This is a genomic window from Alkalilimnicola sp. S0819, from assembly GCF_009295635.1.
GTDB lineage: Bacteria > Pseudomonadota > Gammaproteobacteria > Nitrococcales > WHIW01 > S0819.
Genome location: NZ_WHIW01000041.1, coordinates 1 through 970, shown reverse-complemented (window position 1 = coordinate 970; position 970 = coordinate 1). Strand labels below are relative to the sequence as shown.

Annotated in this window: 1 protein-coding gene; it reads left to right on the top strand. The window is 64.2% G+C overall.

Going from position 1 to position 970, the window contains the following annotated elements; all coding sequences use genetic code 11:
• Positions 1-47: 47 nt before the first annotated feature.
• The coding region (locus GBG68_RS13885) for an IS481 family transposase (RefSeq protein WP_152148387.1) at positions 48-970 on the top strand (923 nt) is incomplete at its 3' end.

Sequence of the window (970 nt, the reverse complement as noted above, 5' to 3'; positions counted from 1 at the left end):
CTATGGGTAGCGCGAGAGGTGCTCAGTGAGCTTAGGAGGAATCATCCATGAAGATCCGTCTGCATGCGAACGCTGCCACCACACCGAGGATCCGGCGGGAGATCCAGCAGTCCACTGACACCAACCGTGCGCTGGCAGCGCGCTACAACATCAGCATTGATACGGTGCGCCGCTGGCGTCAGCGCGATGACGTCAACGACCGCTCGCACACGCGCCACCGCCTGCACACGACGATCACGCCGGCTCAGGAGGTGATTGCCGTGGAGCTGCGCAAGCTCCTGCTGCTGCCCCTGGATGACCTGCTCGTGGTCGTGCGCGAATTCCTCAATCCCCATGCGTCGCGCTCGGGACTGGATCGCTGCCTGCGCCGGCACGGCGTGAGCCGCCTGGCCGATCTGCGCGAGCAGCAGGAGCCGGCGCCCGCGAAGACGGCACACAAGGGCTTCAAGCCCTACGAGCCCGGCTATCTGCACATCGACTACAAGTACCTGCCACAGATGCCGGACGAGGACTCGCGGCGCTACCTGTTCGTCGCCATCGACCGTGCCACCCGCTGGGTGTACCTGGAGTTGCGCGCCGACAAGAGCATGCGTGCCGCCACAGGCTTTTTGAAACAGGTACTGGCCAAGGTGCCGTTCAAGGTCCATCACGTCCTCACGGACAACGACAAGGCCTTCACGGACCGCCTCAGCGGTCGTGGCCCGACCGGCACTCACCCTTTCGACCGGATTTGCTCCGGGGCCGGCGCCGAGCATCGCCTGATCCCCGTGCGCCGCCCCCAGACCAACGGCATGGTAGAGCGCTTCAACGGCCGTATCAGCGAGGTGCTGCAGACTCACCGCTTCGACAGCCGGCTCGACCTGGAGCAGACCCTCAAGCGATACTGTCATCTCTACAATCACCACATCCCGCAGAAGGCGCTGGGGCATAAAGCACCCATACAGGCCATGCGGGAATGGCAAAAACGGCG